Source organism: Gammaproteobacteria bacterium, assembly GCA_028819075.1.
Lineage (GTDB): Bacteria > Gemmatimonadota > Gemmatimonadetes > Longimicrobiales > Gaopeijiaceae > BD2-11.
Map to the genome: position 1 here is coordinate 152,693 of JAPPMM010000019.1, position 25,747 is coordinate 178,439.

Below are 25,747 nucleotides of genomic sequence, written 5' to 3' on the forward strand. Positions count from 1 at the left end.
GCGCCGACCGATTCGGTGTCGCTCAGCCCTTCTCCAGATCGATCGCCGCCCCGATCGCCCTCGTGTACCATTCGAGGGTCTCGATGAAGCCGGCGAACGCCTTCTCGTACCTCTCCTCTCGCGGCGTCCCGTCGTCGCCGAAGCTTCGGCCCACGGTCGTGACGGCCATGTGCGCCACCGGGAGGGCCTTGAGGCGAAGGAAGAGGAGCTGCAGATGGTTGTGGACCTGGACACCGCCGAACGCGCCAGCCGAGAGCGTGACGATCCCCACCGGCTTCCGCTCCCACTCGCCATAGATGTAGTCGAGCGCGTTCTTGAGAACCCCGGGCATGGAGCCATTGTACTCGGGACTGACGATCACCACGGCGTCAGCCTCGCGGATCGCTTCCGAGAACGGGACCAGTCCGGGCGGCGGATCGTCTCGACGGTAGAGCCGCTCCTCCATGATCGGGAGGTCGAAGTCGGCAAGGTCGAGAAGTGGGGCCTCGGCCCCGGCGCGCCGCAGCCGGTCGCTGGCGAATCGCGCCACCTTGATCGACTGGCGGCCCCTGCGCACGGAGCCCACGAGTACGGGGATTCGCAGCGGGTCGTTCATGAGGCGGCCTCCGGCCGGATGCAGGATTTCGGGGTCGAATGTCTTACTCCGCCCAGATGTCCCCCACCGTGAACCCCTCCGGGAAGGGGTCGGTGTCGTCGACGACGTATTGGGCGATTCCGGTGATCCACGCGGTGCCGCTCAGGGTGGGCACGACCGCGGGGATTCCACCCACCTCGGTCTCCTCGATCAGCTCGCCCGTCCACACGGTGCCGATGATGCTCTCGTGTCGGAACTCTTCGCCAAGCACCAGTTCCCCCTTCGCGTGCATCACCGCCATCTTCGCGCAGGTGCCGGTGCCGCACGGGGAGCGGTCCAGGCAGCCCTTCCAGCTCTCCGGCCGGTCCCAGCTCGGCCTGCCCGTGGAGACCGTGACCGCGTTGCGCCGGTGGGCATCGCCGAGGGGAGGCCCGGAGAGCTGTGAAATCGATACGCCGCCGATCTCCGGAGTCAGAGGATGCACGACGGAGAGCTGCTCGGAAGCGGCCACCCGCAGCATCTCGCCCACCCGCGTGATCTGCCCGCCGTTCTCGGGCACGAGTTCGATGCCGAGCTGCTCGGCATCGGCGATCACGTAGAACATCCCCCCGAACCCCACATCCACCGTGACCTCGCCGAATCCGGGCAGGTCCACCACCGCGTCCAAGTGGACCGCGAAGGCGGGCACGTTGCGGAAAGTGACGCTGGTGACCTTGCCCCCGCTGACCTCCGCGCGCACCCGGATGAGCCCGGCCGGCGACTCCAGCAGCAGCTCCGTCACCGGCTCCTGCGAGGGCACCATCCCCGTCTCGATGAGCACGGTCGCCACGCAGATGGTGTTGCTCCCGGACATGGGCGGGTATTCGGTGTGCTCCATGATGACGTAGCCGGCGTCCGCTTCCGGACGTGTGGGCGGCAGGATGACGTTGCAGCAGAGCGCCGGGTATCCGCGCGGTTCGCGCAGCATGCGCCGGCGCAGGCCATCGCCGTGGCGCTCCAGCCATTGCGCTTTCTCGAACATCGAGTTGCCCGGGACGTCCATCACGCCGCCGACGATGACCCTGCCGGGCTCGCCGCCGGCGTGGGCATCGACCGCGGTCACCATCTTCGATACGCGCATGTGCCATTCCGTGATTTCAGGTGGTGAGGTCGGGTATTCTTAAGGGGGGGATTCTTAAGGGATAGCGGCGCCAATTGCCAATCGTGGCGATGGCGTGCGCAGCTCGCTGTAGACTCGCCCGCCGGACCCTCTGCCAGCAGTTGCAAGACTGAAAATGCAACGATTTATTGCAAAACCAAGAAAGCAACAATTTGTTGCACAATCTGATTTGCAACACGTTGCAGAGGGGCGCCAAGGCAGAGAAGCAACGGGTCCCTGCCAGTCCTGTGCTCGCGTGCGGCCCAAACTTCCCGGGACCTGGTCAGGTCTTGCCGGGCGGTGACATGTAGGGATCGGTCGCGCTCGCGGGCGGGGGCGGCGTGAGCAGGCTCACCACCACCATCAGGAACGCCGAAACCAGGAAGCCCGGCAGCACCGGGTCGATCGCGTCCGCCGGCCCCCACCCCTCCCAAGCGAGCGCGGTGGTCACGCCGCCTACCATGGCGGCGGCTGCCCCTTCCCGGGTCGCCCGCCGCCAGTAGACCCCCACCACGACCGGGATGAAAAAGCTCGACGCCATCAGCGCGGTGAAGAGCAGCACGATGAACTGGACCAGCTCGCCCTCCCCCACCCCGCTGAGAAGCAGCACCACCGGGATGGTCCCCACCACCAGGATGCCCACCCGGTCCACCCACAGCCGGCGGCCCGGCGGGGCGTCGGGTCGGAAGAGCCCCTGGTAGATGTCGTAGGAGAGCGCGGACCCCGCGACCAGCAGGAGGGAGTCCACCGTAGACATCATGGCCGCCGTGATGGCCGCCAGCAGGATCGCGCCCAGCGTCGCCGGGAGCACCGCCGTGGCGAGCATCGGCATGGCCAGGTCGCCGGTCGGGAGGTTGGGGAAGAGCACCACCGCCGCCAGCGAGAGCACGAACACCAGCAGGTTCAGCGTGGTCACCGCGATGATGGTGAGCAGAATGCCCCGGCGGATGGTGCGCATGTCGCGCATGGCGTAGAGGCGGATCAGCTTCTCCGGGGTCGCCACCCCGCCCAGCAGGAACGAGAGCCCCATGGTGAAGAGCAGCAGGGCGGGCATCGCCTCCCAGCTGAAGGTCAGCGGGTTCACCGCCTCCACATAGGTGAAGAGCGGCTCCACCCCGCCCACCTGCCGGATGGCCAGCGGCACCGCGCAGATGGCGCCCAGCACCATGATGATGAGCTGCAGGAGGTCCGTGTACACGACGGCGATCATCCCGCCGATCACCGTGTAGGCCAGCAGTATCGCCGTGAACCCCACCATCCCCCAGCTTACGGGCACGCCGAAGACGATGTTGGCGATCAGCCCGCCCGCGACGATCTGCGCCTGGACGTACACCACCGTGGCGATGAGGATGATGACCGCCGCCAGGGCGCGCACGCCCTTCGAGTAGTAGCGCGTCTCGATGAAGGCGGGCAGCGTGAGCTGTTTCACGCGCGTGAAGCGCGGCGCGAGCACCGCCGCCATGAACCAGTAGGCGAGCGGGAGGGCCAGCACGAGCCACCCGAACGACCACCCCGCCACGTACATCACCCCGATGGTACCGACGAAGGTGCCCGCGCTGGTGTGGGTGGCGGCCATGGTCGCCCCGCCCACCAGCCAGCCCAGCTTCCCGCCCGCGATCCAGTAGTCGGCCTCGCTGCGCGTGGCCCTGAGCGCGTACCAGCCGATCGCGAACACGACCACGAAGTAGAGCAGGAAAGTGGAGAGCTGGACGTTCACCGGCGCCTCTCCTTCCGGTCCTCCAGGTACATCCAGGCCAGATAGCCGACAACGATCAGCGCGGAGACCAGGAAGAGTCCCCAGAAGACGAAGCCCGCGTCCACGACCGCCCTCACCGTGCCCTCCTCACGAAGCGCAACCCGGCCATTCCGCACGCGATCACGACGACCAGCACCAGCAGCTCCAGAACCCCCGGCAACGACAGGCCGAGGCTTCCTTCGGGACGAGCGCGCACCTGCACCACCGCGGGCAGCACCTGGAGGCTGGCCCGCGCCACCCCGGGGGCCGTACCTCCGCCTGGCGTCACGGGGAAGATCTCGCGCGCCACCATCCCCTCGGGGAGCGTCACTTCCGCCTGGAACATGCCCGGACGTGCCTCTGCCGGCGCCCAGTCGACCGCGAGCATGGGCAGCGCGACGCGCACGCCCGCGCCATCCTCGCGCACGGCGTCCGTCACCCGGTACGCCACATCCAGCGACACCTGTCCCGCGGACGCCAGTGCGTTCGGAAGCTCGATTTCGCCCTCCAGCCGGGGCGCCCCGGTGCCCGTCAGACGGACCGGCACGACTTCTCCCTCCACCTGCGCCGAGATCTCCTCCACATGCGCGGGTGCAAACAGAAGCAGCGTGAACGGGAGGGCACTCGTCCCGGGATCCAGCTCCAGCCGGTAGTTCATCGAGACGAGCGCGGCTCCGGTCTCGCGCGCATCGGCCGACACCGCCACCCGGATCACCTGCCCGCCCTCCTGGCCCGCCGCCGGCCCCGCGCTCACCGCCCCGGCAACCAGCAGCGCCGCAACAGCTGGTCCCCCCCTCAGGGCCATACCTCCCGCAGCACCCGCATGGTGTTGCCCCCCATCACCTTGCCGATGTCCTCGTCAGAATAGCCCTCCCGCACCAGCCAGCGCAGGATGTTGTGCGACGCCTCCGTGGGGTTCTCCACCCCCTTCACGTACTCCACCTCGTCGAACGGCGGATTCTTCTTCGGGCCTTCGCGAGCCGCCGCCGAGCGCGACTCCTTGATCGACAGGTTGGCCGCGTAGACGTGGTGCAGCCCCACGTGGTCGCCGTAGACGGAATCGGGGCCGAAGCTCACATGGTCGATGCCCACCAGCGCCTTCACGTACTCGAAGTGCTCCATGAAGGCCTCGATCCCGTGCACCGTGTTGTTGCGCGTGAGGGTGGTGTGCGGCGCCGCCTCGATGCCGATCACGCCCCCCTTGTCCGCGCACGCCTCCAGCACGTCGTCGGGCGCCAGCCGGTTCGACTCCCACAGCGCCCGGGCACCGATGTGCGAGAGCACGATGGGATGCTCGCTCCACTCGATGGTATCCAGGGTCGTCCGGTCGCCGCAGTGCGAGCAGTCGATCAGCATCCCCAGCTTGTTCATGCGCGCGACCGCGCGCCGCCCGAACATCGTCAGGCCCCCGTCGCCGGGCTCCTTCAGCCCCGACCCCAGCGCGTTGGCCTCACTGTAGGTGATCCCGAGCGCACGCACCCCGAACCCGAAGAGCAGGTCGATGCGGTCGAGTTCGTTCTCGATCATGGCCGCGCCTTCCATCGACGCGATCCACCCGACCTTCCCCTGCTGGTGCGCCCGCAGGATGTCGCCCACCCCCAGGCAGTGGATGAGGAAGTCCTGGTGCGCCAGGTCGCACAGCCGCATACCGAAGTCGTGGAGCACGTCGTTCCACTTCCAGCCCCCGTGCGAAAGGATGGTGCAGATGCCGTCGAGCAGGTTGTCGAAGACGGCATCCCAGCACGAGTGCCCCAGGCCCTCGAACGCGGTCGCCATCCGCCCCGCGCGCACGTACGCCGGGGTCTCGCGCACATCCCGCGGGAAGACCCCCGCGTGCTCGTGCAGCGAGATCATCACCAGCTCGGAGGCAAGCCTCTCGGCCCGCGCCTCTTCTTCCCGCGAGAGCGGCACCAGGTACGGCTCCACGCGTCCCACCTGAACCGCAAGCTTGAACGGTTTGTAGTCGAGGCCGGGCTCGAGGTACGAAAAGGACTGGTATCCATCGTGTGCCTTGTCGGCGCCCATAAGCGCTCCCGGGGGTTGGGTCGGAACAGTGGGGTGTGGTTGTCGGGACGGTGCCCGGCGAGGTCCGCGCGTCCGGCGGCACCGGATCGCAAGCCCACAACATGGAGCCTGCACGGACAACGGGCCAGCCATTCGCGAAGGCGCGGCCAGCTATTGCGAACACCCTGCGCAGGGCGTATTTCAAGCGCGCGATACCGCACGCCCGCGGGCCGCCTCATCCCACTCGCCCCTGGAATCCCTCCGAAGTGACTCGCTGGACCCGCCTCTCCCGCGCCATCGACCGGGTCAACAACCGAATCGGGCGATGGACTTCGTGGCTGTGCCTGCTGATGGTGCTCGTGACGGCGTACAACACGGCCGTTCGCTACATCGGCGGCTATCTCGGCTTCAGGCTGAGCTCGAACCTGTATCTCGAGCTGCAGTGGTACCTGTTCAGCCTGCTCTTCCTGCTTGCCGCCGCGTCGGCGCTCTGCAAGGGCGAGCACGTACGGGTCGACATCCTCTACAGCCGGCTCTCGGCCAGGGCCCGCACCTGGATCGATCTCCTCGGCACCATCGTGCTCATGATCCCGTTCTCGGCGGTGACGCTCTGGCTGTCCTGGCCCGCGATCCGCAACTCCTGGGCGGTGCGCGAGATCTCCTCCGATCCCGGGGGCCTCCCGCGTTATCCGCTCAGAACATTCATTCTCATCTGCTTCCTGCTCCTCATCGTCCAGGGCATCTCGGAGATCATCAAGAAGCTCCGTGTCCTGCGCGGCCTGAAGATGGCCGGAAACGGTTCATCCGACGACGATGCCGACAGCCCTCGGGTAACCGGAGGAATCGCGTAGATGGAGAACCTCCTTGCGCCGCTGATGTTCATCGGCGTCTTCGCGATGATCTTCCTGGGATACCCGGTGGCGTTCGCGCTGGGCGGCACCTCCCTCATCTTCGCCTTCATTGGCATCTCCATGGGGCTCTTCGAGTGGGGGCTGATGTACGCCCTGCCCCAGCGCATCTTCGGGGTGATGTCCAACCTGGTGCTGGTGGCGATCCCCTTCTTCATCTTCATGGGGGTGGTGCTGGAGAAGTCGCGCCTGGCGGAGGACCTCCTCACTACCATCGGCAAGCTCTTCGGCACGCTGCGCGGCGGGCTGGCGCTGGCGGTGGTGTTCGTGGGCGCGATGCTGGCGGCGGCGACGGGCGTGGTGGGAGCGTCGGTGGTGGCGATGGGGCTCATCTCGCTCCCCATCATGCTGCGCTACGGCTACTCGAAGACGCTCTCCACCGGGGTGATCCTGGCGTCGGGGACCCTCGGGCAGATCATCCCGCCCAGCGTCGTGCTGATCGTGCTGGCCGACCAGTTGGGTATCTCCGTCGGCGACCTCTTCCTGGGCGCGCTGATCCCGGGGCTCTCGCTGGCCGGAATGTACGCGATCTACGTGGGGCTGGTCGCCAAGGTGAGCCCCGCGTCCGCGCCCGCGCTCCCCCCCGAGGTGCGCGATGCCGCGGGGTGGAAGCTGGCCCGCCAGGTGCTCACCGTGCTGATGCCGCCCCTGGTGCTGATCCTGCTCGTGCTGGGCAGCATCTTCGCCGGGATCGCCACGCCCACCGAAGCGGGAGCGGTGGGGGCGGTGGGGGCGATCGGGCTGGCGGCCGTCAACCGGCGCCTGTCGTGGAAGGTGCTCCGCGAGGCCAGCGAGTACACCACCTCGCTCACCGCCATGGTGATGTTCATCCTGGTGGGCTCGACCGCCTTCGCGCTGGTCTTCCGCGGCCTCAACGGCGACCTCTGGATCGAACACCTGCTCACCACGCTCCCGGGCGGGCGCATCGGCCTGCTGATCGTGGCCAACCTGGCGATCTTCGTGCTGGGCTTCTTCCTCGACTTCTTCGAGATCGCCTTCATCATCATCCCGCTGCTCGCCCCGGCGGCCGCCCTGCTGGACATCGATCTGGTCTGGTTCGGGGTGATGATCGGGATGAACATCCAGACCTCGTTCCTGACCCCGCCCTTCGGCTTCGCCCTCTTCTACCTGCGGGGCGTGGCTCCACCCGAAGTGCGAACATCGGAGATGTACCGGGCGGTCATCCCCTTCATCGTGATCCAGCTCATCGGCCTGGTGCTGATCATGACCTTCCCGGAGATGGTCACGGGGCTGGTGAACCGATAACTACTGCCCGAAGGCCGCGTTCGCGTAGGCCCACTCCGCGCGGCCGAACCACTCGAACGCCTCCGCGCGGAACGCCGACCAGTGGTCGTACACGCGCCGGTAGGTGGCGTCGGCGGCGGCCCGCTCCTGCAGGATCTCCTGCGAAGCCACACGCGACACTTCCATGATCTCGGGAGAGAAGGCGCGCAGTTGGACCCCGCCTTCGACGAGACGCCGGAGGGCGGCCGGATTCCTTGAGTCGTACGTGGTCTCGACGCCGTGCGCGGCCGAGCGCACCGCCACGCGGAAGGCCTCCTGGTACGTGGAGGGAATCGAGTTCCACGCGTCCCGGTTGACCTGGAAGGTGGTCGAGGGCCCCGGCTCCCACCAGCCGGGGTAGTAGTAGAAGCGGGCGGCGTTCTGGAAGCCGAGCTTCTCGTCGTCGTAGGGCCCGACCCACTCGGTGGCGTCGATCGCGCCCCGCTCGAGCGCCGGATAGATCTCCTGCGCGGCGAGGTTCTGGACGGTCACGCCCAGCCGGTCCATGACCTCCGCGCCCAGCCCGGGGATGCGCATCTTGAGTCCGTTCAGGTCCGTCGGGGTGTTGATCTCGCGGCGGAACCAGCCACCCATCTGCGCGCCCGTGTTGCCGGCCGGCAGGGGGATGATGTTGAAGTCGGAAAAGATCTCGCTGATGAGTTCGAGCCCGCCCGCGTCGTACAGCCAGGCGTGCTGCTGGCGGGAGGTGAGGCCGAAGGGAACGCAGGTGTCGAAGGCGAGCACCGGCGCCTTGCCCGTGTAGTAGTAGCTCGGGCTGTGGCCCACCTGGACGGTGCCCTGCTGCACGGCGTCCATCACCTCGAAGGCCGGCACCAGCTCGTTCGCCTCGTAGACGCGAAGCTGGAAGCGCCCGTCGGTCATCGCCGAGAGCGACTCGCCGCAGCGGGTGGCGGTGTCGAAGATGGCGTCGACGGTGCGCGGATAGCTGGACGCCAGGCGCCAGCGCACGTTCGGGTTGGTGATCACCGCGGGCGCGCCGCCACCCCCGGTTTCCTGCTCCCCGCCGCCGCACGACGCGGCCAGCACCCCGGCCGCCGCGGCTCCGACGGCCGCCTTGCCGAGGAACGCCCTTCTCTCCAGGGTCGGCCCCGCTTCCGACAGGTTGCCGCCCTCGTGATCCGCCGCTGCGATCTCTGCGCCCGGTCGGCCGCCTTCGACCGTCCCGCTCCGGGAGTCCTTGTCCATGGGTACCCGATCCTTTGTGGTTCTGCGTGTTTCACTTGCGCGCTCGGGCGGCTTCTCGCCTCCGGAGCACGCGCAAGTTAGCCAGAAGTCATGCGGGACGCACCGCTTGCGCGAGCCTCGCCGCTTTCAGGCCGCCTCTTCTCTTTCCTCGCCTCTCTCCTCAGCGCCGCTCCTCGGCGACGACTGACGACGCGATCACCATCCCCAGGAACTCGTCGATGGCGCCGCCCTGGATCCAGCGCGCAACCACCACCAGGTCGTTGTCGCGATCGACGTAGACCAGGTTGGTCCCCGCGCCCCGGTGGCTGAACGACGACTCGGGCGTGCTGGAATACGAGCGCTGGCCGGTGTTCAGGAAGAAGTTCATGAAGCCGTACATCTCGTTCACCGAACCCGGGGTCTCGGCCATGTCCAGCCATTCCTCCGAGAGCAGCTGCTCGCCGTCCCAGCTGCCCTTGTGCAGGGTGAAGTAGCCGAAGCGGGCCTGGTCCTCAGCGCTCAGGTTCATTCCGCCGCCCCAGTGGGTTCCGCCGCTCACCGACTGCATCATCTCGCCGTCGACGTTCACCCACGAGTTCTCGTAGCCGTACCAGCGCCAGGTGTTGGAGGCGCCGATGGGATCCATGATGTGCTCGCGCAGCACCTGAGGCAGGGGCCGGCGCCAGACCTGGAGCGCCGCCAGCGCCAGCAGGTTCACGCGCACGTCGTTGTACTTGTAGGCCGTGCCGGGCTCGTTGCGCGGGCGGTTGCGGTTGGCCGCGACGTCGCGCCCCGGCCGGTCGCCCCAGTCGGGCTTGCCCCAGAGCGTGCCCTCCCAGTCGCTGGTCTGCCTCAGCAGATGATCCCAGGTGATCTTCTGGTTGTGCTCGGAGTCGAAGAGCGACACGGGGGTCGGCACGCCGCGGCCGTCCGCCTCCATGCCGGGCTCGCCGTCGCCCACCGGCAGAATCAGCGGGGGCATGTACTCGTGCACCGCGTCGTTGACGTCGCGGATGAGTCCGCGGTCCCAGGCCAGCCCCACGGTCGATGAGAGAAAGCTCTTGGCGACGCTGAACGTCGGATCGACGCGCCTGGTCTCGCCCCATTCGGCGACGATGTAGCCGTCCTTGACGACGATGCCGCTCTGCGGACCCCGCACTTTGAGCGGGCCGATGGCCTCGTCGAAGGGCTCGGTGTTCCAGCTGAGCGCGTGCGCCACCTCCAGGTCGCGCGGCGCGGTGCTCTCGCTCGCGATCGCGAAATCGACCGCCTGCTGCAGGAGTTCCGGGTTCATGCCCATCGACTCCGGGGACCTGCGCTCCCAGTCGCCCGGCGGCGGGAAGTAGGCGTCCTGCGCCTGCAGGCCGGCCGCGCCGAGCAGCAGGATCGCGCCGGCGATGGCGGAGAGGAGGGTGGACGTGACCGGCTGGGGCCGCTGTGATGACTTCATGGGAATCACCTCGTTGGGGGGCGATAGATCGATGGATGGCGCCGGAGGGACGTTCGCTCGTCGATGACGATATGATACGTCCCCGCGCGCGGGATGCGACAGGTGGCCGGAAGAACGAGCGGGGTCACGCCACCTCGCCCACCTGGTGTCCCAGCTCCCTCAGTTCGGCGACGATCTCGGCGACGTGAGCGCGTCCGCGCGTCTCGATCTCCATCTCGATGCTGACGTGGCCCACGGAGATGTCGCCGAAGGCGCGGGTGTGTTCGATGTGGAGCACGTTGGCCCCATGGATGGCGACCACGGCGGTGACTTCGTTCAGGTAGCCGGGCCGGTCCTGCACCACCACCGAGAGGCGCGCCAGGCGACCGTCCGCCCACAGCCCGCGGTCGATGATCTTCGAGGCCACGTTCATGTCGATATTGCCCCCGGAGAGGATGCACACGGTGACGTCGCCGGGGCCCAGGCGGACCTTCTCGCCCAGAATCGCCGCCACCCCCACGGCCCCACCTCCCTCGACCACCATCTTCTCCGACTCCATGAGGAAGAAGATCGCGCGCACGATCTCCTCCTCGTCGACCACGACCACGTCGTCCACGAGGGCCTGGATGTGCGGGAAGGTGAGGTCGCCGATGCGCTTCACCGCGATACCGTCGGCGAGGGTGTCCGAGCGTTCCAGGTGGACGGGCTGGCCCGCCTCCAGCGATGCGACCGCCCCCGGCGAAGCCGCCGCCTCCACCCCGATGACGCGGGCGCCCGGCCGGCGCTCCTTCACCACCGTCGCGACCCCCGAGATCATCCCGCCGCCCCCGATGGGAACCACCAGCGTGTTGACGTCTGGCACCTGCTCCAGAACCTCCAGCGCCATGGTCCCCTGCCCCGCCATCACCGTGGGATCGTCGAAGGCGTGGACCACCGTGAGGCCCTCCTCGTCGGCCAGCTTCGCGACGCGGGCCATGCCGTCGGTGAGGGTCGCGCCGGTCTGGATGACGCGGGCCCCGTAGCCGCGCGTCTTGGTCACCTTGATGAGCGGTGCGGCGTCGGGCATCACGATGGTGCACGGAATTCCCAGGCGCGCCGAGTGGTACGCGAGCGCCTGGGCGTGGTTGCCCGCGCTGGCCGCGACCACCCCGGCCTCCCGCTGGGTCGGCTCCAGCAGGAGCAGTCGGTTCAGCGAGCCGCGGTCCTTGAACGAACCCGTCCGCTGCCGGAACTCGGCCTTGAAGTGCACGCGCCCCAGCCGGGAGCGGTCGAGCCCGAGGGAGCGCGGGCAGTCGGTCTCAACAACGCCGTCCCCGATGCGCCCGCGGGCCGCAATGATGTCGTCGCAAGAGAGCATGTTCACAAAGCTGCGCCTCACGGAGAGAGCTCTTCGGTTGCTCCGAGGGAGCGTTCTGCCGATTGCGCCGGGGCGGGATCGGCACGCGAGCCACTCTCGTTACTCTCGCCTCTCCTGGATTGTTGCCTTCGCTTGCCCTCCCAACCAGCCGTCGAACCGCCTCCGCAGCCCACGCCAGCGGCCTTGCGCACCCGCATCTACGACGATTATCGTAGATCGTCCTGGAATAACCTGAGTCAAGTGGAGGCGGGAAGGTGCATCGGAATCTGCGATTGCTGGCCATCGGAGGAATGTGGATCGCCGGAGGGCTCGCTCCGGGCTCGGAGGCCATCGGTCTCCTCGCCCAGGAGGTTGTCGATCTACCCGAGGAGGATCTGCCGCTCTCACCGGACTTCGAGCTGGTGTACCGCATCGGATCGACGGAGGCGGAGGCCGAATGGGAGGAGTTCTTTACCATCCGGAGCGTCGGCTTCGACGGTGCCGGGAACCTGTACCTGCTGGACGGTGCGGGAACGGATGGCGGCCGGCGAGTCGTCGTCGTGGACGCTGCCGGAAGCCATGTAGGGGACTTCGGGCGCCCCGGTGACGGTCCCGGTGAGTTCCAGATGGCAATGGAACTCATCGTATGGGACGACGGACGCACCCTCGTGCGCGACATGATGAGGGGGTACCACGTCTTCGGTCCGGGCGGTGAGTTCGAACGCACGGTGCGGGAAGCGGGCCGCGGGATTGGAATCGGAACCCGTGCGGGCCTTCGGCCGGAGCGGACGGGATCTCGGACGGTGGTGGCCCGGGACGAGCGCTCGATCCTCCGCATCGACATGTCTTCGGCGGAAGTTGAGGACCGCGTCCTCGTGGAGGCCTGGGCTCCACGAGCGCCGACCGAACTCCCGGCTGGCGCAGACTTCGAGGACGTGCTCGACATGATGGGCGACGAGTGGGGGTTTGAACCGGAGCTTCTGTTCGACCCGCTTCCATCGGGCGGAGTCGCGTTCTCGGACTCGTCGGCCTATGCGATCAAGGTCACCGACTCATCCGGCCGGGTCTCGCACATCCTGCGTCGAGCGATACGGCCGCTGCCCGTGACGGAGCGCATGAGGCGCACGGAGCGCGAACGCCAGCTTGAACGGGAGGCGAACCGGCAAGTCACGCAACTAGGGGGAGGGGGGGAACTGCCCCCTGAGATCCGGGAGATGTTCAACCGTTTCGGAGCAACTCGGCGGGCGGCGCTCGAGAACATGCGGTTCTACCCCGAAGTCCCGGTGGTCGCCGCGGTGCACGCCACTTGGGAGGGGAGCCTGTGGGTGCAGCGCAGCACGGAGCCGGGCACGAGTGAATCGGGCCCGATCGACGTGCTTGCGCAGGACGGCTGCTACGTGGGCACCTTCCCTGTCGGGCGGCTCGAAATGCCGGACGCCTTCGGCCCCGATGGTCTCGCCGTCTTCGTCGACACGGACGAGTTTGATGTCCCGGTGATCACGGTCAGGCGATTGCCGGAGCAGATCCGCTGAAGGTCTCGCCCTCCACACAGCACCCCGGGGCGGGCGCCCCGATCGTTGAGCGTCATCCCGGCCCACCGCGCCCGTCGCCCCAGGTTCCCGGTTTCGTTACCTTCCTGACGAACTTCGCCAAGAGCCTTGCGCCAACCCGCGCGATCCTTACCGGAGGCTACGAAAAGTGACAAGCATCGAATGGATCATTCCGTTCGCTCTCTACCCCACCCTGGCCGCCCTCTACTACGGCGGCGCCCCCATCCGCTTCGAAGGCCCCGACAACGCGCGCCAGCTCCTGGGAGTGGCTCTCGGCCTGGTCATCTTCCTGGCGGTGTGGGGCGTGCTCAAGACGGTCCTTCAGCCGATGACCGGGCCTATGATCGGCCTCGCGGCCGCGTCAATCCTCGCGAGCTTTGCGTTGCGCCCGGGCTGCAGACTGGGATGTCGCCTGGTCGGCGTTCGCGTGGTAGACGACCAGTAGTCCGCTCAATCCAACTGCCAGACCACGAGTAGCTGCACCACACTCTCGTCGCGGGTCGTTCCCAGCTTGTTGGTCCAGAGCTGGTATTCCACGCCCACGTGGAGGACGTTCGCGGCCCGGGTCAGCGCCTGTCCCACATCCCATCTGAACTGGGGTTGGGCGAGGATGCTGGCCGGGTATTCGTCCCCAACCTCGTTTGTAACGGCGCCCATGTACTCGGCGTGCCCGGTGAACGAGAACGACTGACTGCCCAGCTGGAAGACGGAGAGCCAGCTCACGTCGAAGTTGAAGCTGTCTCCCGTGCTCGGCGCGCCGCCGCCGTCAAGCCCGCTGCTGGCGTCGATGAAGCCCCCGAGAATCGTGTTCACGAAGATGAATCCGGGGATGTTCCAGCCCAGTTCCACGCCGGGCACGTACTTCACGACCTTTGACTGGATGCCGAGGTTGACGCCCGCGACCAGCCGGACATCGTTCACCGGCCCGAAACCGACGCCTCCCTCCGCCAGTGAACCCAGGCTCAGCGTCGGATACCATTCGCCATACAGATCCCGGTCGTTGAAGCCGTCCGCGACGCCGTCGGTGGAATAGTCCAGGAAGAAGAAGGAGCCTCCCGCGCGCCATCCTCCGGCGTGTTGCAGCGTGAAGATGTGGGTCGGCTCGCTGGCGGCGGAGAAGGGGTTCAGGATGCTGCCGCGCTGGTAGTGGAGCTCCAGTTGGGCCGACGCCGGCGCGGCGATGAGCCAGAACGCAGCGGCGACCGTCGCGGACGCGAGCGTTGGAAATCGACGACTCATCGCAGACTGGCCCTCCCCGGATTTCGCTCTATTCCTGAATTCCTTCCCCACATCATCGACGCGGAATTCTATGGGCCGGCATGACACTCTGCCAGCGGACCGGCGAGGCCGCGTGTAAGATTGTATCCTGATGCGATGCCCCGGTACGGCTCGCCAAGCCGCTTCGGCTGACGCCTTCACGGCGTCGAGAGACGTTTTCGCCACAGACACGTCATGTTCTTCCCAGAAAGCAGCCCGGTCTCTGCGCCGCGCCGTTACATCGCCGCATCCGTCGCGCCCGCATTCTTCTTCCTGCCCGCGCTGATTCCGGCCCTGATCGCGTGCGGCGGGGACGCCGTCGCGCCGTCTCCGCCACCGGTCGAGCCCGATCCCGTCGAGCCACAGCCTCCGCCGGATCCACCGGCGATCCAGATTCCTGCCCAGGGAACATCCGCGACGCTCGACGTCGCCACCTGGAACCTCCTCTACTTCGGAGCCGCGAACCAGGGACCCGATGACGAGCCCTTGCAGATGGCGCGCGTCCGCGACGTGATTCTGGGAACCGACGCCGACCTGTGGGGGGTGCAGGAGGTGACCGACGCGGATGCCTTCGCCGCGCTGCTGGATCGGCTGCCCGGGTACCGGGGATTCCTCGCCGACGACGCGTCGGTATCCGGCGGATCCGGCGCCTACAGCCGCGGGGAACTCAAGGTCGGCCTCATCTACAAGCCGTCGGTCGCGGAGGTCGCCGGCGCCCGCGTCATCCTGACCGATCTGGACTACGAGTTCGCGGGCCGCCCGCCGCTGGAGGTGCAGCTTCGCGTGACGCTGGGGGGCGCGAGCCGGGATGTCGTCCTGATCGTACTGCACGCCAAGGCCATCGCCGACGAGACCTCATGGGAGCGGCGCATGGCGGCGGGCGAAGGCCTGAGGGAGTACCTCGACGCCACATGGCCGGACCGCGCGGTGCTCGTACCCGGGGACTGGAACGACGACGTGGACGAGTCGATCACGCGCGGGCGCGATACGCCCTATCGCGTATTCGTGGACGCGGCCCCGGAGTGGGTGTTCCCCACCGCCAGCCTGAGCGCCGCGCGGGCGCGGTCGATGCCGCGCTACACCGAGGTGATCGATCACATCCTGGCGTCGGACGAAGCGATGGCGTGGTACGAGGAGGGATCGGCCATGGTGTACCAGGTGGACGAGTTCATCGACGCCTACCTGGACACCACCAGCGACCATCTGCCCGTGATGGCGCGATTCGCGCCGGAGGGGTGACCGCGGGCCGGATCGTCGGACCCGGCCCAGTGATCCGGGCGGAAGAATGCAGGAAGGGCCGCGGGAGAAGCGCCGCCGGTGGGCCTACTCGTCGATCAGGCGGCGGTTGCGGACGTCGCTGGCGCCCATCGAGACCCCGGAGCCGACTCCGGCACCCACCAGCAGTCCGGCTCCGATGCCCACGATGGGCAGCCAGGATACGGCAACGGCGGTCAGAGCACCGGTAATGACGCCCAGCCAGCGTTTCTCGACCCACGACGTGTAGCGCAGGCGCCGCCGGACGAAACTCCGCGACTTCATGTGCGCGTAGATCCCGACGGCAGCCGCGATCCCCAATCCGATCAGTTCAAACATCACGACACTCCTTTGACAGGCATCCCGGCCCCCCTGGGCTCTGCGCCTTACGCGCGAGCGGGGGATCCGTTTCGCGCCGGGACGGGTTCGAATAAGTATGGTACAGGTTCCGGCAAGTACAGGGTTCGGCGCGCAGGCAGCGGTGCCGCCAGGAGAGCAGGGTCGATGAGCGACCGCAGGTTCGGAGTCGGGCGATGATACGGGCGGGTCGGTGGCCTGCTGCGGGGGCCAGTCGGCGCTCGATCCTGCCGTCGCTGGGGCGGCTCCTGCTCCTGCTGGTGGTGGAGGCGCTCTGGCTCACGCCCGCAGGCGGTCCTCGCCTTCCCTTGCCCGGCTTCGGCCGGGACGGTTTGTCGCAGGAGGCGCTGGCGGCCGCCTTCGCGGCACAGGAGGAGATCAGCCCGGACCTGCTGGGCATTCCGGGCGTGGTGGGAACCGCGGTCGGACTCGGCGCCGGCGACCGTCCGGTGGTGATGGTCTACCTGGAGTACGCTGCCGTGGACGGACTTCCCGCCAGCTTCGCGGGCTACCCGCTGGTGCGCGAGGTGACCGGGCGCATCACCGCCCTCGGCGATCTGCCGCTGCCGGCCGCAGCCTCCGGCCCCATCGATCCCAGGGGCCCGTTCCCACGCCCGGTGCCCATCGGCGTGTCCACCGGGCGGACGGGGGTCACCGCCGGCACCATCGGGGCGCGCGTCACGGACGGGCGCCGGACGTACGCCCTGTCCAACAACCACGTCTTCGCCAACCGCAACGAGGCCAACGTGGGCGACAACGTGATCCAGCCGGGCGTCGCCGACGGTGGGAGCGACCCGGAGCACGCCTTCGGCACGCTGGCCGACTTCGAGGAGATCGGCTTCTGCCGCGCCCTGGCCTGCCCGGAAAACCAGGTCGACGGCGCCATCGCCGAAACGTCGCCCGACCAACTGAGCACGGCCACGCCCTCCAACGGGTACGGCGCTCCCCGGACCGGCACGGAGGAGGCCTCGCTCATGCTCGCGGTGCAGAAGTACGGCCGCACCACTGGGCACACGCGCGGCAAGGTGACCGGCATCAACGCCATTCTCGACGTCAACTACCGCACGGGCAGGGCGCGCTTCGTCGACCAGATCGTCATAACCGGCCAGGGTTTCAGCGCCGGTGGCGACTCGGGCTCCCTCATCGTGACCGAGGGGCGGGGGCGCAAGGACCGCCGGCCGGTCGGGCTGCTCTTCGCCGGCAGCCCGAACACCACCATCGCCAACCCCATCGATGTTGTTCTCGACCGCTTCGGCGTGACCGTCGACCCGGGGTAGGACGACATGGCGGCGAGCATTGAGGACGCGCACCGGCGACTCTCGAGAAAGGTCATGGGACGCCCCGGCGTGGTGGGCACCGCGATCGGGGTGGCCGCCGGCAAGCCCTGTATCAAGGTGTATCTCGCAAGCGGCCCAGGCGGAGAGAAGGCCCGCATCCCCGGCAGCTACGGGGGTTACCGGGTGGTGATCGAGAAGACGGGCACCATTCGCCGCCTGTCCTCGTGACGAGGCAACCCTGACGCAGGGCCGTGCCGTCAAAGGGCGACGTGCCGCTCCGACCGGCCCGAGTCCGCCACCCACGAAGAACGGAAAGCGCGATGAGAAACCGAACCGCCCGCAGTCACCGCTTCACGCCCCTCGCCTTCATCATGGCCCTCGGGTTGTTCGGGTGCGCACAGGATGACGCTGCGGCTCCGGCCGGCGCGGTCACCAGGTACGAACTCGGCGAGCCCGAGGCGGTTTCCGGCGACTTCGGGTCCGTGGACGACATCCGCGTGCGCCGCGACGGCAGCCTCCTGGTCGCCGACCGAACAAGCGGGGAACTGGTGCTCCTGGACCCGGAGCTCGGAACCCGGACGGTGGTGGGAAGCCGGGGAGAGGGTCCGGGCGAGTATCAGGCGCCGAGCGGCATCTGGCCCCTTCCCGGGGATTCGACGCTGCTGCTGGACGTGAGCAACAACCGCCTCACCGTACTGACGCCCGATCTCTCCTTCGGAGCGACCCGGCCGATGTTCGAGGTCGACCCCGACGGCGGAATCCTGTTGCTGAACCCCCAGGTGATCGATGACTCTGGACGCATATACACCACCAATGGCTTCTCGATGAACCTCGCCGGTCGGGGTTCGGGAGACGGATCCGGTACCGATTCCGTCCCCGTAGTGCGGGCGACGCTCGATGACCTGACGCCTGACACGGTGGCCAGGCTCGCGCCCCCCGAGTCCACCTCCCGAATGGAGATGAGAAGCAGCCAGGGCAATCGGATGGTCACGATGCAGCAAACGCCCTATTCGCCTTCCGACAGTTGGGGCGTCGCGCCCGACGGCAGCGTGGCCATCGCCCGGGCAGCTGACTATCGCCTGGAATGGATCTCCTCCGACGGATCCGTCCGTAGCGGGGCACCCGTGGCATGGGAAGCGGTCCCGGCGGGCCAGGCGGAAAAGGAAGCGTGGGTCCGGCAGCAGAATACCCGGTCCGTCCAGATGGCTACCTTCGCGACGGGTGGCGGGGGCGGAGCCTCCTCGATGGCGGGTGCCGCTGCCCGTACCATGACCCTGGCGGGGGCGAGCGACGACGTTGACGACTACGAATGGCCGGAGACGCTGCCGGCCTTCACGGGGAGCATCCTGATCGACCCGGAGGGCCGTGCGTGGCTGCGCCGCCACCAGCCCGTCGGCGCGCCGTTCCTGTACGACATCTTCACGCCCGACGCCGAGCACGCCGGCACCGTGGAGATCGCCGAAGGGCATACCGTCATGGGGTTCGGCGACGGCGTCGTCTACGCGACCTTCAGGGACGAGGTCGACCTGGTGTACATCGCGCGGTATCGCCTGCCGGAGATGTAGCACCGGCGATCCCGTTACATTCGCCGGGTCCGTCCCGCAGGCACTTTCCCGTCCCCCAACCCGACGCCGACATGTCCGACCCGACCTTCCTTGCGGAGCTGATCTCCCGGCGCCGCTCCATAAAACAGTTCACCGGGCGCGAACCCACCTGCGCGGAAGTCGAAGGGCTTCTCGAGTTGGTCGCGCAGGCGCCCAACCATCGGATGACCCAGCCGTGGCGCTTCTACGTGCTGGGTCCGGCCGCCCGGCGCGCCTACGGGGCGGCGCTGGGGGCGCGCAAGGCCAAGCGGGTCGCCGACCCGGACGCGGCCCGGGAGGTCGTCGAAAGCGTGGCCGCCCGCCACGAGGCGCTGCCCGCCATGATCGCGGTGGCAGTGGTGGTGCACGACAACCCGGAGATCCGGGAAGAAGACTACGCCGCGACCTGGATGGGCATCCAGAACCTGGCGCTGGCCGCCGAGGCGGCGGGGCTGGGCACGCACATCAAGACCGGCGCGGTCATGGACGATCCCCGCTCCCGGGCGGCGGTCGGCGTCCCCGACGGGGAGCGCATCGTGGCCATCGTCAACCTGGGCGAACCGGCGGCCGTGCCGGACCCGAAGCCCCGCGTGCCGGCCCGCGACCTGACGACCTGGGTGGACTGATCGGCCGACTGCAGTCCTGACAATTCCCTTGCACCCGGGTCGTTGAGCGGAGCCGCCCGCCCGATACCTTCAAGGGTATGGCAAGGCATCGCACGACGACCCGTCCGCGCTGGACGGTCACGCTCATTCTCCTCGGCCTCACGGGGCTCCTGACCGCCGTTCTCGGCTATGAGGCCTGGGACGCCAGTCGCTCAAGCGTGCAACTGGCCGAGGAGATCGTTCGGGACCAGGCCCTGTTCGCCGCCTCCAACTTCGCTCTCGAGGCGCGTGGCGAGGTGACCTTCGAACTGCTCGAGGAGGGCATCGAGGTCATCGCGTGGAGCGCGGGGCGCCGTGGCGACCGTCCGCTCACTCCGGACCGTCTGCGCGAGGCGGCGAGAAGTCAGCGATGGGACGCGCTGGATCAGGCATCGCTCTTCTTCCGTCTCGACCCCGAAGAGGGCGAGCTCTCGGCCGCGGGAGAGGCGGATTCCGCCCAGGCGGCCTGGGCCGTGGGCGCGGCGCGGGAGCACAGCCGGCGAAACCCGGATGATTTCGAGGTGCGGACGCTGTTCACCCCGGAGGGACACAGCGCGCTCGTTCACAAGCTCACGTATGAGGGCCGGGGGCGATACGCGCTGGAGGGAATGGTCCTGTCGCGGGAGGCGTTCGCGCCCGCGTTTGGGCGCGCGTTCACGGAGGAGCCCCTGCTGCCGGAGACCTTCACGGGCGGGCGGGCCAACGGGGACATCTTCGTGGCACGCGTCCGCGATCCTTACGGCGACATCATCTACGAATCGTCCGCCGATGCGACTTCGGGAACCTCGGTAGAGTACGACCTCGACGAGAGTCTCGGCGGGATGGTGCTGGAACTCGGCGTGCGGCCCGAGGCCGTCGATCGGATGGTGAGCGGTGGCGTCCCGGGGTCGCGCATGCCCTACATCGTCGCGCTCTTCCTGCTGACTGCCGGTCTTCTGTTCACGGCGGTGTGGCAACTCCGCCGCGAGGCGGAACTGGCCGATCTGCGCGAGGACTTCGTATCCAGCGTCTCGCATCAGCTTCGCACCCCCCTGACGCAGATCAGGATGTTCGGAGAGACCCTGATGCTGGGACGGGTGAGGAACGAGGCGGAGCGGTCGCGGGCGACCGAGATCATCGTCGACGAGTCGAACCGGCTGACCCACCAGGTCGAGAACGTGCTGCTCTTTTCGCGGGGCGAGCGGGACGCGCTCAACCTGAACCTCGTCGCCGAGGACGTGGGCGCTCTCGTGGAGAGCGTGGCCGAGAGCTTCGAGCCGCTCGCGCGGGCCGCGGACGCCGGCATCGAGCGACGCATCGAAACCGGCATCGCCTGCACGATGGACGTCGAAGCGACACGCCAGGCCGTGCTCAACGTGCTCGACAACGCGGTCAAGTACGGACCCGCGGACCAGACGATCGAGATCGGCGTGCGGGGTACGCCCGGGGAGCAGAATGGCTTCGCGACGATCTGGGTGGAAGACGAGGGGCCGGGCGTACCCCCGGGGCAGCGCGGCCGGGTGTGGGACGCCTACGTGCGCCTCGACCGTGACCGCGCCTCGGCGGCCGCGGGCTCCGGGATCGGCCTGGCGGTGGTTCGGAGGGTGATCGAGGCCCAGGGAGGACGGGTGCGCGTCGAGACAGGCGACAGAGGCCCGGGGTCCGGTGCCCGGTTCATCATCGAGTTGCCGCTGGCCGGCGCGCCGCGGGAGGCGTGACGTGGCCCGGATCCTGATCGTGGAGGACAACGCCCGGCTGGCCTACGGTCTTCGGAACAACCTAGAGATCGACGGTCATGCGGTCGAGGTGGCGGAGGACGGCGCGCAGGGCCTGGAGGCAGTGGTTTCAGGGGAACCCGACCTCGTCATCCTGGACCTCATGCTGCCCGGAATGAACGGCTACCAGGTGCTCAAGTCCCTCCGCGACAAGGGCATCGAAGTCCCCGTGCTGATCCTGACCGCCAGGGGCGAGGAGGCGGACAAGGTGATGGGGTTTCGCCTGGGAGCGGACGACTACGTCACCAAGCCCTTCGGAGTGCTGGAGCTCCTCGCACGGGTCTCCGCGATCCTGCGAAGAGCGGGGCAGGACGGACAGCCGAAGGCGGTGGAGACCTTCGGCGACGTCGAGATCCGTCTCGAACACCGTTCGGTCCTGCGTGACGGCCGGGAGGTGCGGCTCACGCCCAAGGAGTTCGACCTGCTGGTGGCGCTGGTGCGCCGCCGCGGCGCGGTGGCGACCCGGGTCGCGCTCATGAAGGAGGTCTGGGGTCACCGGGCCGCCATCCTGAGCCGAACCGTCGACACGCACATCGCGGAGCTTCGCCGAAAGCTTGAGCAGGATCCGGGGGCGCCCCGTCACATCCTGACGGTTCATCGATCCGGATACCGGCTGCGAAGTTCGCGGAGTCCTACTGACATCTCTCTGACATCTACTGACATTTGACTGACAACTTACAAGCCTGGAGGTACAGCATGAAGCACGACGACGATTCGGTGGGACGGATACTGACGCGGCGCGAGGCGCTGGCCGCCCTCGGTGTGGGCGGTGGGGCGCTGGCCGTCGGCCGGTGGGCGCTTCGGGCGGGCACGGACGTGGGCTCCATTGCGCAGGGGCACCAGATCGCCGGCACTCTCCCGGCCTGTGTGGTGCGTCCGGAACAGACCGAGGGGCCGTTCTTCGTCGACACTCAGCTCGAGCGCGCCGACATCCGGTCCGATCCCGCGACCGGCGGGGTGAGCGAGGGCGCACCGCTAACGCTCAGGTTCAACGTGTCGCAGATCTCGGCTGGCGCCTGCTCGGTGCTGGCCGGTGCGATGGTCGACGTCTGGCAGTGCGACGCCGAGGGCGTGTACTGGGGCGTCGAGGACGACGATGCTCCTCCCGGAGCGAGGGAACGGCAGTTCCTGCGAGGTTTCCAGCGCACGGACGAAAACGGCGTGGCGCGGTTCACCACGATCTTTCCGGGCTGGTACCGCGGCCGGGCGGTCCACGTGCACTTCAAGGTGCGCACCGACGTGGCCGGGCGGCCGTACGAGTTCACGTCGCAGCTCTACTTCGACGAGGCACTCATCGACCAGGTGCATGCCCGAGCGCCCTATGCGGCGCGGGGGCGGCGCCAGACGACCAACGCGGACGACGGCATCTTCCGCGACGACGGTGAGAGCCTGATGGTCCAGGTGAGCGAGACGGGCGCCGGATACGCCGCAGCCTTCGACATCGGGCTCGATCTCACCGATGCCGAGGCCGGTCGCCCCGATGGCGGCAGAGGCAGGCGCCGGAGACCCGTGCGCATCTGACAACCACAGGGTCCGGGCGCGAGGGATGGCACGGGCGGGGAGGTGGAGGGTGGACGCTCGAAGACAATTCGACGGGATGGGGAGGTGCCCCTCGTGGCCGGGCCGACCACGACACGGCTCTCGGTGGCTCTTCACCGCGGGGCTGTTGCTGGCTGTGGCTGCCGCATCGCTGATTCCCTCGCGGGGAAGCGCGCAGGAGGAGATGCCCGACGCGGGTCAGGATGATTCGCTCCTGCGGGTCTTTCTGGATTGCGAGCGACGGATGTGCGACTTCGATCACTTTCGCCGCGAGGTCTCGTTCGTGAACTACGTGCGGGACCGGACCGATGCGGATCTGCATGTCCTGGTTACTTCGCAGGAGACCGCGGCCGGCGGGGAAGCCTACGAGATGTACTTCATGGGGCTCGAGGAGCGGGCCGGACAGCAGGACACGCTCTATTTCGTCTCGCAGGAGAGTGACTCGGACGAAGAGGAGAGAGCCGGTCTGACGCAGATATTCACGATCGGCCTCGTCCGGTATGCGGCGTCCACTTCCGCCGGCCCCCTGCTCGACATCCGCTACGAGGCGCCCGAGCAGGTGCAGCAGCAGGCCTCCGCCGAGACGGATCCGTGGAACCTGTGGGTGTTCAGCATTCGGGCCGGCGCGGAGCTCGAGGGCGAGAGCCGCGAGAGTTCGCAGGCGTTCGACGGGTCGCTCTGGGCCAGCCGCACGACCGAGGACCTCAAGATCGACATCAGTTCGTACGCCGAATACGAGGAGGAAAGGTTCGAGCTGAACGACGAAGAGGTGCTTGTGAGCACCTCGCGCAACATCAACCACGAAGGCCTCGTCGTGTGGAGCCTCGGGCCGCACTGGTCCGCCGGCGTGCGCGCGTCGGCTCTCACGTCGACCAGGGTCAACCAGGACCTGGCGATTCGCGCGGCTCCCGCGCTGCAATACAGCATCTTCCCCTACGCCGAGTCGACCCGGAGACAGATCACGTTCCTGTACTCGCTGGGATTGGCGTCCTTCGACTACGAGGAGGTGACCCTCTTCGACAAGACGAAGGAGAGCCACGCGGAGCAGCGCATGGAGGTTTCGGCCGAATTCCAGCAGCCCTGGGGAGACATCAACAGCGGGCTCGAGGCTTCCATGTTCCTCCACGACCCTTCGCTGCACCGCATCGATCTGTACGCGCGCATCGAGTACCGCATCGTCCGAGGTCTGAACCTGGACCTGGAGGGAAGCGTGGCCCGGGTAAAGGACCAGATCTACCTGAGCCGGGAGGGTATTCCCGACGAGGAAATCCTCCTGGAGCGTCGCCAGCTGGGAACCGATTTCGAGTACGAACTGGAACTCGGCTTCAGCTTCACGTTCGGTTCCGTCTTCAACAACGTGGTGAACCCGCGAATGGGGTCGAACCGGGGCGGCAGATTCTTCTAGGTGATCCGATACCTGGGTTCAGACGAGCCTACCGCCGCACCGGCCTCCCCGCCCGCGTGCCCAGGTACTCGCCACCCTCGATGGTGAGTACGCCGTTCACGAACACGTACTCGATGCCGCCGGAGGGCACCGCCGCGTTGGTGTAGTCCCCGCGGTCGATGATCGTCTCGGGGTCGAAAACGGTGACGTCGGCGTCGGCCCCCACCCGGATGCGCCCCTTGTTCGCCATCATGGGCACGTACGCTTCCAGTCGGCGCGCCGGCTCGATGGTCATCTTGCGGAGCGCTTCCATAAGGGTCAGGACGCCGTCCTCGCGCACGTACTTGCCGAGCACCTTGGAGAACGAGCCGGTCGAGCGCGGATGGCTCACCTGCGCGCCCCCGTCGCTCGCCACCATGGTGAGGGGGCTGGCCACCGCGGTGAGCGTCATCTCCTCGGTGCGCACGTGGCTGATCACGCTGCCCCCCTGCTCCCGGTAGCGGCCGAAGCTCTCGCGGGTCAGGCGCTCGCCGGTTGCGCCCCACTGGAAGACGCCGAAGCGCTCGTCCTCCCATTCCTCCCAGTTGTCGTAGAGGGCCGACTCGATGCGGCTCTGGCTGGCCCCGTAGGGATAGGCCTCGGTGGTGACGTCTCGCCCGGCGTCGACGGCCTCCTGCACCACAGCCAGGAACTCCGCGGTGGCGGCGCCGCCGGTGGAGTTGGCGTGCACGATATGGAGCGGCGCTCCGGCCTGCTCGGCCAGGTCGATGACGTACTGGGCGCCGTCGGGCCATCCGTAGGTGTGCACGTGCGCGGACGCCCCCACCTCGCCCGCGACGGACATCGCGGCGAGGAGTTCCCCGTCGGTGGCAGCCGGCGTGTACGGGAAGCCGAATCCCACCGCCGGCGCGCCCTGGTCCAGTCCCTCGCGGATGCGGCGCGCGATCTCGTCGATCTGCTCGGGCGTGGCAAGGTCGTCCTTGCCGGCGTCCGCGGGCAGGAAGTCGCCCGTGTCGCCCATCACGCGCATGCGCACCGGGATGTGGCCGATGCTGGCGCCGTAGTTCACGGGCTGGCCGCCCTCGCGATCGGCGTAGAACGCGACGACGTCGCCGGTGCCGACCTCGAGTTCCAGTCCCGTGGTCACCCCGTCGTGAGCCATGAAGCGGTAGGTCTCGTCGGTCTGGCCGTGCTGGTGCAGGTCGACGAAGCCGGGGGCAACCACCAGGCCCGAGGCGTCGATTACCCGGGTGCCGGTCAACGTCTCCTCCGAGACCGCCTCGATGCGGTCGCCCGTGATGCCGACGTTGAGCGTCGCGTCCGTCCCCGATTCGGGGTCCATGACCCGGCCTCCGGAGAGCACCACATCGTAGACGGGCGCGTCATTGGCGCATGCCGCCGCCCCCAGGACCAGGATGAGAGTGATGGGTGCGAACAACCGCCGAACGAGACCGAGGCGTGCAGGCAGCCGCCGCGGGAGACCCGGGGATGCGGGAAACGGCCTGACCGGCGGGTGTTGATGGATTTATATCTTGTTGTGGTCGTTGATCTTATG

Annotated in this window: 24 protein-coding genes; 13 read left to right on the plus strand and 11 right to left on the minus strand. The window is 68.1% G+C overall.

The genetic code is table 11. The features are described from left to right. Positions 1–22 precede the first annotated feature (22 nt). From OXU32_05170 to OXU32_05190, 5 genes are all read right to left on the minus strand, one after another. Complete coding sequence (locus tag OXU32_05170) at positions 23–595, minus strand: NAD(P)H-dependent oxidoreductase (GenBank protein MDE0073359.1); 573 nt, start codon at positions 593–595, stop codon at positions 23–25. Positions 596–638: 43 nt separating this feature from the next. Beyond that, on the minus strand, positions 639–1,694 hold the full coding sequence (locus OXU32_05175) for a proline racemase family protein (GenBank protein ID MDE0073360.1): 1,056 nt from the start codon (positions 1,692–1,694) through the stop codon (positions 639–641). Positions 1,695–1,995: 301 nt separating this feature from the next. Continuing rightward, entirely contained in the window at positions 1,996–3,429 is a 1,434-nt protein-coding gene (locus tag OXU32_05180; protein MDE0073361.1) for a sodium/solute symporter, read from the minus strand. A 112-nt stretch (positions 3,430–3,541) separates the two neighbouring features. Continuing rightward, positions 3,542–4,252 (minus strand): hypothetical protein, encoded by a 711-nt coding sequence (locus tag OXU32_05185; protein ID MDE0073362.1) that lies wholly within the window; start codon positions 4,250–4,252, stop codon positions 3,542–3,544. Continuing rightward, positions 4,243–5,472, minus strand: a complete 1,230-nt coding sequence (locus tag OXU32_05190) for a membrane dipeptidase (protein MDE0073363.1) — start codon at positions 5,470–5,472, stop codon at positions 4,243–4,245. Before OXU32_05190 ends, OXU32_05185 begins: the two co-directional genes overlap by 10 nt. A gap of 245 nt (positions 5,473–5,717) precedes the next feature. Between OXU32_05190 and OXU32_05195 the strand changes: the two genes are divergently transcribed. Both OXU32_05195 and OXU32_05200 read left to right on the plus strand, forming a co-directional pair. After that, positions 5,718–6,302 (plus strand): TRAP transporter small permease subunit, encoded by a 585-nt coding sequence (locus OXU32_05195; protein ID MDE0073364.1) that lies wholly within the window; start codon positions 5,718–5,720, stop codon positions 6,300–6,302. Further along, positions 6,303–7,625 (plus strand): TRAP transporter large permease subunit, encoded by a 1,323-nt coding sequence (locus tag OXU32_05200; GenBank protein ID MDE0073365.1) that lies wholly within the window; start codon positions 6,303–6,305, stop codon positions 7,623–7,625. Here OXU32_05200 and OXU32_05205 read toward each other — a convergent pair whose 3' ends face one another. The 3 genes from OXU32_05205 to ilvA all read right to left on the minus strand — a co-directional run bounded on the left by OXU32_05205 (position 7,626) and on the right by ilvA (position 11,614). Then, positions 7,626–8,744, minus strand: a complete 1,119-nt coding sequence (locus OXU32_05205) for a TRAP transporter substrate-binding protein (protein MDE0073366.1) — start codon at positions 8,742–8,744, stop codon at positions 7,626–7,628. A gap of 265 nt (positions 8,745–9,009) precedes the next feature. Beyond that, a complete protein-coding gene (locus OXU32_05210; protein ID MDE0073367.1) occupies positions 9,010–10,278 on the minus strand; it encodes a serine hydrolase in 1,269 nt (422 codons plus the stop codon). Between the two features lie 124 nt (positions 10,279–10,402). Continuing rightward, positions 10,403–11,614, minus strand: a complete 1,212-nt coding sequence (gene ilvA / locus OXU32_05215; protein ID MDE0073368.1) for a threonine ammonia-lyase — start codon at positions 11,612–11,614, stop codon at positions 10,403–10,405. 254 nt (positions 11,615–11,868) lie between these two features. Here ilvA and OXU32_05220 point away from each other — a divergent pair, with 254 nt between their 5' ends. Next, positions 11,869–13,125 (plus strand): hypothetical protein, encoded by a 1,257-nt coding sequence (locus tag OXU32_05220; GenBank protein MDE0073369.1) that lies wholly within the window; start codon positions 11,869–11,871, stop codon positions 13,123–13,125. Between the two features lie 166 nt (positions 13,126–13,291). Then, the gene (locus OXU32_05225; GenBank protein MDE0073370.1) at positions 13,292–13,588 is read left to right on the plus strand and encodes a hypothetical protein; all 297 of its coding nucleotides are present in this window, start codon (positions 13,292–13,294) and stop codon (positions 13,586–13,588) included. 5 nt (positions 13,589–13,593) lie between these two features. Here the strand turns inward: OXU32_05225 and OXU32_05230 are convergent, their stop codons facing one another. After that, positions 13,594–14,382: a nucleoside-binding protein gene (locus OXU32_05230; GenBank protein MDE0073371.1), complete on the minus strand. Its 789-nt coding sequence runs from the start codon at positions 14,380–14,382 to the stop codon at positions 13,594–13,596. A 213-nt stretch (positions 14,383–14,595) separates the two neighbouring features. Between OXU32_05230 and OXU32_05235 the strand changes: the two genes are divergently transcribed. Continuing rightward, on the plus strand, positions 14,596–15,639 hold the full coding sequence (locus OXU32_05235) for an endonuclease/exonuclease/phosphatase family protein (protein MDE0073372.1): 1,044 nt from the start codon (positions 14,596–14,598) through the stop codon (positions 15,637–15,639). A gap of 84 nt (positions 15,640–15,723) precedes the next feature. On the opposite strand, the gene OXU32_05240 is transcribed toward OXU32_05235, so the two are convergent. Beyond that, the gene (locus OXU32_05240) at positions 15,724–15,993 is read right to left on the minus strand and encodes a hypothetical protein (protein MDE0073373.1); all 270 of its coding nucleotides are present in this window, start codon (positions 15,991–15,993) and stop codon (positions 15,724–15,726) included. A gap of 194 nt (positions 15,994–16,187) precedes the next feature. Here OXU32_05240 and OXU32_05245 point away from each other — a divergent pair, with 194 nt between their 5' ends. From OXU32_05245 to OXU32_05280, 8 genes are all read left to right on the plus strand, one after another. Next, on the plus strand, positions 16,188–17,288 hold the full coding sequence (locus tag OXU32_05245) for a hypothetical protein (protein ID MDE0073374.1): 1,101 nt from the start codon (positions 16,188–16,190) through the stop codon (positions 17,286–17,288). A gap of 6 nt (positions 17,289–17,294) precedes the next feature. Then, complete coding sequence (locus tag OXU32_05250) at positions 17,295–17,516, plus strand: hypothetical protein (protein ID MDE0073375.1); 222 nt, start codon at positions 17,295–17,297, stop codon at positions 17,514–17,516. Between the two features lie 92 nt (positions 17,517–17,608). Continuing rightward, complete coding sequence (locus tag OXU32_05255; GenBank protein ID MDE0073376.1) at positions 17,609–18,853, plus strand: hypothetical protein; 1,245 nt, start codon at positions 17,609–17,611, stop codon at positions 18,851–18,853. A 71-nt stretch (positions 18,854–18,924) separates the two neighbouring features. Further along, positions 18,925–19,497, plus strand: coding sequence for a nitroreductase family protein (locus tag OXU32_05260; protein MDE0073377.1), 573 nt, complete (start codon positions 18,925–18,927; stop codon positions 19,495–19,497). A 77-nt stretch (positions 19,498–19,574) separates the two neighbouring features. Further along, the gene (locus OXU32_05265) at positions 19,575–21,212 is read left to right on the plus strand and encodes a HAMP domain-containing sensor histidine kinase (protein MDE0073378.1); all 1,638 of its coding nucleotides are present in this window, start codon (positions 19,575–19,577) and stop codon (positions 21,210–21,212) included. A gap of 1 nt (position 21,213) precedes the next feature. Next, a complete protein-coding gene (locus OXU32_05270; protein ID MDE0073379.1) occupies positions 21,214–21,936 on the plus strand; it encodes a response regulator transcription factor in 723 nt (240 codons plus the stop codon). 29 nt (positions 21,937–21,965) lie between these two features. Further along, the gene (locus OXU32_05275) at positions 21,966–22,790 is read left to right on the plus strand and encodes an intradiol ring-cleavage dioxygenase (protein MDE0073380.1); all 825 of its coding nucleotides are present in this window, start codon (positions 21,966–21,968) and stop codon (positions 22,788–22,790) included. Positions 22,791–22,935: 145 nt separating this feature from the next. Continuing rightward, a complete protein-coding gene (locus OXU32_05280) occupies positions 22,936–24,213 on the plus strand; it encodes a hypothetical protein (GenBank protein MDE0073381.1) in 1,278 nt (425 codons plus the stop codon). A gap of 28 nt (positions 24,214–24,241) precedes the next feature. On the opposite strand, the gene OXU32_05285 is transcribed toward OXU32_05280, so the two are convergent. Beyond that, positions 24,242–25,630: an amidohydrolase family protein gene (locus tag OXU32_05285; GenBank protein ID MDE0073382.1), complete on the minus strand. Its 1,389-nt coding sequence runs from the start codon at positions 25,628–25,630 to the stop codon at positions 24,242–24,244. Positions 25,631–25,747 lie beyond the last annotated feature (117 nt).